The sequence below is a fragment of the Paenibacillus oryzae genome (assembly GCF_001675045.1).
GTDB classification, from domain to species: Bacteria; Bacillota; Bacilli; order Paenibacillales; family Paenibacillaceae; genus Pristimantibacillus; species Pristimantibacillus oryzae.
This window is the reverse complement of sequence record NZ_LYPA01000055.1, coordinates 1-731: the sequence shown is the minus strand read 5'-3', so window position 1 is coordinate 731 and position 731 is coordinate 1. Positions and strand designations below refer to the sequence as shown.

The following is a 731-nucleotide window of genomic DNA, read 5'->3' as shown; positions in this document are numbered from 1 at the left end:
GGTGCCTAGGCATCCTCCGTGCGCTCTTACTAGCTTAACCTAGTTATCGCTCAGCGTGAGTTTCCTCAGCTGGCGGGTATTACTTCAGCTAAAGGATGTTTCAGCAGAAGACTTTCATCTTCTTTTTCTTTCGTTATCCAGTTTTCAAGGTGCAAAGTGTGCCGCATTGCTGCGACAGGATTACTATCCTACCACGCTTTTTCAATTCCTGCAACATCGAAATGCTGCCGTTATCAAAAAGCTTGCAGGATAAAATCCGCTTGGCGACGTCCTACTCTCCCAGGACCCTGCGGTCCAAGTACCATCGGCGCTGGAGGGCTTAACGGTCGTGTTCGGGATGGGAACGCGTNTACTATCCTACCACGCTTTTTCAATTCCTGCAACATCGAAATGCTGCCGTTATCAAAAAGCTTGCAGGATAAAATCCGCTTGGCGACGTCCTACTCTCCCAGGACCCTGCGGTCCAAGTACCATCGGCGCTGGAGGGCTTAACGGTCGTGTTCGGGATGGGAACGCGTGGGTCCCCTCCGCCATCGCCACCAAACGGAATTGCGCGTATTGCAATTGAGGGTTTGTTCCCTCAAAACTGAACATGAGCGACATGTTGTTTTGCATCACAAGGATGCTTTTCCGATCTTCAACGAGACCGGGTATTCCTTAGAAAGGAGGTGATCCAGCCGCACCTTCCGATACGGCTACCTTGTTACGACTTCACCCCAATCATCTACCCC

At 51.1% G+C, this 731-nt stretch carries 3 rRNA genes; all 3 read right to left on the bottom strand.

The features are described from left to right. Nucleotides 1-268: 268 nt before the first annotated feature. Nucleotides 269-364: ribosomal RNA gene (gene rrf, locus A7K91_RS12545) — 5S ribosomal RNA — on the bottom strand. A 63-nt stretch (nucleotides 365-427) separates the two neighbouring features. After that, a 5S ribosomal RNA gene (rrf, locus tag A7K91_RS12540) occupies nucleotides 428-544 on the bottom strand. 117 nt (nucleotides 545-661) lie between these two features. Continuing rightward, nucleotides 662-731 (bottom strand): 16S ribosomal RNA (locus A7K91_RS12535); the annotation flags it as partial.